This window comes from Deltaproteobacteria bacterium (genome assembly GCA_016219225.1).
Classification (GTDB): Bacteria; Desulfobacterota; RBG-13-43-22; order RBG-13-43-22; family RBG-13-43-22; genus RBG-13-43-22.
In genome coordinates, this window is the sequence record JACRBX010000090.1 from 37,894 (window position 1) to 44,136 (window position 6,243).

Below are 6,243 nucleotides of genomic sequence, written 5' to 3' on the forward strand. Positions count from 1 at the left end.
TTTCACTCCTTCAGCGTGGGATTTAATGCATTTCTTACTATATCCTCGATGCGTTGCTTCAAGACCTTTTTATCCGCTTTTCCGGCGGCGGTCAGGGGAATGAGTGATACCAACTCTACCCTGGCCGGCAAATGGGCTTTAGGGGCTCCCATCTTTTCCAGATAACGACGGATTTCTTCCAGGGTGATTTCTGATCCGGCAAGGGGTTTGATAAAGGCACATACCTGTTCTCCAAGATCCGGATCAGGCATGCCGATCACTGCGACGTATTCGACACCGGGATAAGATGAGACCAGATCCTCCACATCCCTGGCGGCAATATTTTCGCCACCGCGAATGATGATGTCTTTTATCCGGCCGGTGATCCGGATAATCCCTTGACCGTCAATGACCGCCAGGTCGCCGGTTCGGAAAAACCCGTCTAAGGAAAAGGCCTTCTGGTTAGCCTGGGGATTTTTGAAGTATCCGGTAAATACCCCAGGGCCTTTAGCCGCTAATTCACCTTCCACACCAGGAGGAGTCTGATTTCCATCGGGATCCAGGGTAATAAACAGGTCATAAGGGCAGACGGGCCGTCCGATCGTATTGAAGCGGATTTCTATGGGATCATCAGGACGTGATTGAGAACAGGGACCTTCCACCATTCCAAAGGCATTGATATACCGGGCACCCATTTTGCTTTCTACGCTTCGGACCAATTCGGGCGGGCTATTAGCCGCCCCGACATAAATTTTTTTTAGGGAACTTAAGTCATAATTCTCAAGCCCTTCATAATTAACAATGCGGCTGATCAGGGTAGGCACCAACCCGGTACAGGTCACCTTTTCTTCCTGGACCAATCGGCAAAAATCCTGGGGATGGGTCGAATCCATCAGGACCACTGTCGCCCCGTGAAAGAGCGGACCGGTTACACAGACCAGCAGGGCCAGGTTATGTCCAACGGTCGAGGTGACCAGGCAGGTATCGGTGACGTTGACATCCCAAGCCCGGGAGGTGTATTCCACGTTACAAATATAATCGTTATGGGTCCGTGGGGCACCCTTGGGAAGACCGGTAGTTCCTCCCGAGGGCAAGATCTGGCAAACATTTCCCGGATCGGGCCGGGCACCCTCCAGGGTGCGTTCTATTTCCGAGGAAGATACCTGTCTGGTTACCAGGTCATCAAACCAGAGTTTTCCATCCTTTTTTACCGGCCTGGCGGGACTCACTAAAATAATTTGCTGCAAACACCGGTTTTGACTTTGAACCTGCTCAATGAGTGGGAAGAATTCTGATTTGCGATAGTGATCGGGTACGATCCATCCCCTGGGCTGGGTGAGTTCGGCCAGATGAGAGACTTCCCTGGCGGTGTGGTTTATGGTCAGCAAGACCATAATCAGTCCGGCTTTTTGCAGGGCGAAATAGGAAATAACGAATTCAGGCCAGTTAGGCAGTTGGAGAAGGACCCGGTCCCCTGGGTTAAATCCCAATCGAAGCAAGCTGCAAGCCAAGGTGTCGGCCTGGGACCGGAGTTCCTTGTAGGTATATCTTTTTCCCTGTCCAACCAGGGCCTCTTTGGCCGGATAAAGATCGCTGGCCTTGTCGAGCATATCTCCCAGGGTTAGGCCCAACCACCAGCGCTTTTTTTCATACCCTTCGGCTGCTTTTGAATCATAAGGGGTAAAACCATCCAGATTCATACCAAGGCCTTTATAAAATAGTTTTGTATCAGTTTAGCTTTTTGAAAAACTATTTTCACCGCAGAGTCGCCAAGAACGCAAAGGGGAAATAATTTTTCTTTTCTGTTGAGAGGACAGAAAGGAAAAGCTTTCGCTACCCTTCGGCCGGCTTCCAAACGGAAGCCTTTGTTTTAGGTCGACGAAGTCGACCGCATAATTATGGCCGGAGGCCAGAGTTGTTTTGTACAATCCCGCCTCTCACGGGATTGTACAATAATGATTCTCTCTGCGTACTTCGCGGCTTTGCGGTGAACAACGCGTTCTTTTCAAACACCTAAAGTGTTACAAATAGTTGTGTTCACCTATCTTCTTGCGAAGAAAATTGAAGGGCCCACGAATTTACGGTTTTGGTATTTGGAGGCTCCCGTCTTTCTTTTTCCACTGAACGCAAGTAACTTCCTCGTAGGCCCCTTCGGCCTCCCGGCACTTGTTGCAGTAAACGCACTTGACGATATCCTTTTCCCGTCCTTCCTGGGACTTTTTGGGCCAAAAAGGATCACAGAGGATGGGACGGGCTATGGCCACCATGTCCGCCTCGGAATTTTCAATGATCTTCTGGGCAATTTGGGCCGTTGGAATCCTTCCCGCGGTAATAATCGTGGGATAAAAACCGGCCTGATTTAAGGTTTTCTTGATGTCAGCGGCTAAATAGACATTGACTTTTTCGGGCATCCAAAGCGGGGGCATAGATCGATTTCCACTGTAACCGGTATAGGGATCCAACGACTCCCCTTCTTTGGAGATGGCATCTTCAAACTTTCCCCCGGCCGAGATACTGATATAGTCAAGACCGAGCTCAGCCAGGCGTAAGGCAATAGGGCGTGAATGGCTGAGGGTGTTTCCACCCAGGGTGAATTCATCCCCGTTTATCCGGGCGCCAAGGACAAAATCATCACCAATAGCCTGACGCACGGCCTGGACAACTTCTATGGCCAGACGCATCCGGTTTTCCAGTTTTCCCCCGTAATCGTCCTTCCGGTGGTTATGGCGCGACAGGAAAGAAGACATGGTGTAGGCATGGGCAAAGTGGAGCTCAACAGCATCAAATCCGGCCTGGCGGGCCCGGTAAGCGGCCTGGGCGAACAGCCGGGGGATTTCCTGAACCTCCTCGAGGGGCAAGTCTTCCACCTTTTGACGATATCCGCTTCGCGAGATTTTCAGGAAGTGAATAATCTGGGGGGCGATCTTGGCCTCGGTTTCCTGATGAACCTGGTTGGTCAATTCCTTCAGTCCTGATATAAATTCATCGTCACTTAAGCGTAATAACTGGCCGCTTTTTTGTTTTTTAACGGAGACGGCTTCGGTGACAACAATACCCGCACCCCCCCGGGCATAGAGCAGGTATCTATTGATTAATTCTTCCGTGACCTTTCCCTCTTCGGTGGCCAACCGGGTGACCACCGGCGGCATCATGATTCGATTGGACAGTTTAAGCTTATTATTCAAGTAATAAGGCTCGAAAAGCTCCATAGCAGACTTCCTTTATTAAATTGTTAACCGGCTTATGAAGAAATTACCTTGTCAATCGAACCAAGGCGGCAATAAAATCATAGAGGTCCTGTTGTCGTTGACCCGCCCGGATTCCAAGCTTCGCCCAGATCTTGGCCGCCACATCCTGAAGCCGGGCGGATGGAAAATCTTTGAGCTTTCGGAGATCCAGCCCATCTCCTTCTATGGCTTTCCTGAGGGTCAAAATTGTCTCCGAAAGGACATCCTCTGTTTTTTCCAGATGAAAAAAATGATCCGTTTTACTGCCTTCCCGAAGGGATTTGCTTTTCGTCAAGGAAAAGGTTTCTTCAAAATGAATCCTTATAAGCTGCAAGGGCTTTCGGTTGATTTCAATCAGTTCCGGATAGCCGTCAGGTTTGTTTAAAGAGAGTCTCCCCCGGTCTTCGGGTCGGCTGATGACATAATAACGATTAATTCCGGAACAGGCCGGATCCACCCGGATCACCTCTTTCCAGCCGTCTTCCCATTCCAGAAGGAGGTATTTCTCCTTTTCAGGGAAAGGGCTGGGGCGGCTAAAAATGGGGTGATTCAGAAGTTCTTTCTGAAAAGACAGGGGCAGGGAGTCAAAGACAACAGTGGTCTTTGAACCATCCTCGAATTCAACCGTTACCATTTTGGGCCTGGGTTGCGACACCGGATTTATTCCTTCTTTTTGAGGATTGTTTTGAGTTCTAAAAAGGATTGGATGACCAGATCGGCTTTGGACTCCCCTAAATCGATAAAACCGATATATTGAATGGTCTTAAAACCCCGATCATGAGCCGGATTAATATCGGTTTCCGGTTTGTCCCCGATCATAACGGCCTCCTGGGGTTCGATCCCCCGCTCCCTTAATTCCCGGGCCAGGACATCATAAATCCTGCCGTCTTTTTTAGTATGGCCTTTATATTTCAAATCAGTGGTATCGTTTTCCAGATTGAATTTACCCTGGGGGGTAATCAATTCTTTAAAGTATTTAACCAGTCCCCTTTTTTTTAAAAAACGGGAAACCATATCCGTTCCTACGGGACCGAGGGTCTTTTTCATTTCAGAGACCACCTGAAGCTCTATCCCCTGGGCCTGCAGGTAAGAAAGGGCCTCTTCCAAGCCCCCTCCAACCTGCAAGTACTCTTGTTCTTTCTGGCTGAAAAGTTCGAGGGCTTGAGGATCATTATCCAGAACGAAACTATAGATTTCATCCCGATGCCCTTCTTTAATTCGGCCGTAATCTCCGTATTTCTCCTTGAGGATTCTATATTTTTGGATTTTGTCGGGGATTAATTCCGGCTTGCCCAGCCCCTTGTAAATATCGCCAAAGACATGGGGATTCCTTAACCCTCCCGGCTCCATGATACACTGGCCATAATCAAATCCGCACCATTTCACTTCCATAGGAATCGATCTTTCTTTTTCTCTTATTTCATGGGCGGTAATTTAAAGAGTCTTTCCAAATTTTTGCCCAGGATCAGATCAATCTCATCTTGTGTGAGCCCGGCCTGCTCTCCCACCTCTTTGACCGCCTTGATGGCCCCCTCCGGATCACCGACCCGATGGGCATAATCGGTTCCAATACACATGTGGTCCGGACCGACCCATTCCAGGCAGCACTTCATGGCTGGATGATAGAATGAAGTGGTATCCGGATAGACCCTGTTTTTATAGGTAATATCAGGCGATTCATCCAATACAACCCCCCATTCCTTTCCGTAGCCTTTATAGGAATCCTGTAATCTTCGAACAAAATAAGGGACCATGCCGCCCAAATGGCCGTGAACAATGGTTAACTTGGGGTATTTCTTCATAACGCCCTGGAAGATTAGGCTCAGGACGGCCATGCTGGTATCCAGGGTGTAACCCCAAAGCTGATAAGGCAGCCGCATTTTGTTCATCACGTCTTTGGTCATAGGAACGGCTGGATGCATCAGCATGGGAAGTTCATATTTGTTGGCCATGTCATAAATGCCATGATATTTTTCCAGAAAAATAGGTTCAAAATTAAAATTGGAAAACATCTGAATCCCGACACAACCCATCTGATGGCACCTTTCCAATTCTTTACAGGCTTCATCCGGATCCTGATAGGGAAGAGAAGCCAGGAAATAGAACCGTCCCGGATAATCTTCAGTGGCCTTTTTAAGGGCATCGTTACACTTTTGAGCCCAATAAATACCGATATCTCTCTCCAGGGTTTCCGGCCCCGGGATGGTGACGCTGAGAAGCTGGGTATCTAAACCGCCCTTATCGAGGTCTTTAATTCTTTCATCCAGATCATAGTGACCGGCTCGGTCGATATGGGCCACACAAACACCCTCATACCACATCCGGTAATGGGTCCCGCCGTCGTGAACGCCGTTAGGGGAGTTCTTGGCCCCCCGGCTGCAGAGATATTCGAGATATTCCTTGGGATACCAATGATTGTGGGCATCAACAGTCCTTTGTGCCATGGGTTTCTTCCTCCTTATTCTTCTTTAAGATTTTTTATATTTCTGCTTTGCAGGATAAATAAATTTCCCTTTTCGTAAGCCCATTCGATGTCCTGAGGGACACCAAACAATCCTTCTATCGTAATCCCGATTTGACCCAATTCCTGCACCTGGTCATCCGAGAGAGTAGGTCTGTCCATTAGGTCGGGATTCACAGTGATCTCTTTCCTTCCAACCCCTTTTTCTTCGTCAAAGCAAACCATAACCGTCTTTTTGGCGATCTTCTTTTGTTTTATCTTAAGGGTTGCTTTATCCAATGAGAAAAAATCGTTCATGGATTTGCCGGAAACAACCGATTCGCCCAACCCCCAATTGGCTTCAATGACCATCTCTTTTTGGCTGCTGGTTATCGGGTTGGCGGTAAATAAAATGCCGGCCACCTCGGGATTAATCATTTTCTGAACGATCGGGGCGATCAACCCCAGATGATGGTCAATTTTTTTATGATAACGGTTAAAAGTCGCCCTCGAAGTCCACAAGGAAGCCCAACACAGTTTTATGTGCTTCAGGATCTCCTCCCTTTCTTTCAAGTAATGGAAGGTATCCATCATTCC

6 protein-coding genes are annotated in these 6,243 nt (G+C 48.4%); all 6 read right to left on the reverse strand.

Annotation, left to right across the window (positions count from 1 at the left end):
* Window positions 1–2: 2 nt before the first annotated feature.
* Window positions 3–1,679, reverse strand: coding sequence for an AMP-binding protein (locus HY879_07610; protein MBI5603206.1), 1,677 nt, complete (start codon window positions 1,677–1,679; stop codon window positions 3–5).
* Between the two features lie 378 nt (window positions 1,680–2,057).
* Window positions 2,058–3,188, reverse strand: a complete 1,131-nt coding sequence (locus HY879_07615; GenBank protein ID MBI5603207.1) for an NADH:flavin oxidoreductase — start codon at window positions 3,186–3,188, stop codon at window positions 2,058–2,060.
* 43 nt (window positions 3,189–3,231) lie between these two features.
* On the reverse strand, window positions 3,232–3,861 hold the full coding sequence (locus HY879_07620; GenBank protein MBI5603208.1) for a hypothetical protein: 630 nt from the start codon (window positions 3,859–3,861) through the stop codon (window positions 3,232–3,234).
* 5 nt (window positions 3,862–3,866) lie between these two features.
* On the reverse strand, window positions 3,867–4,598 hold the full coding sequence (locus tag HY879_07625; protein ID MBI5603209.1) for an HAD hydrolase-like protein: 732 nt from the start codon (window positions 4,596–4,598) through the stop codon (window positions 3,867–3,869).
* 23 nt (window positions 4,599–4,621) lie between these two features.
* The gene (locus HY879_07630) at window positions 4,622–5,650 is read right to left on the reverse strand and encodes an amidohydrolase family protein (protein MBI5603210.1); all 1,029 of its coding nucleotides are present in this window, start codon (window positions 5,648–5,650) and stop codon (window positions 4,622–4,624) included.
* A gap of 14 nt (window positions 5,651–5,664) precedes the next feature.
* Window positions 5,665–6,243 (reverse strand): phosphoenolpyruvate synthase (locus tag HY879_07635; GenBank protein ID MBI5603211.1); only part of this gene is annotated, 579 nt, incomplete at its 5' end.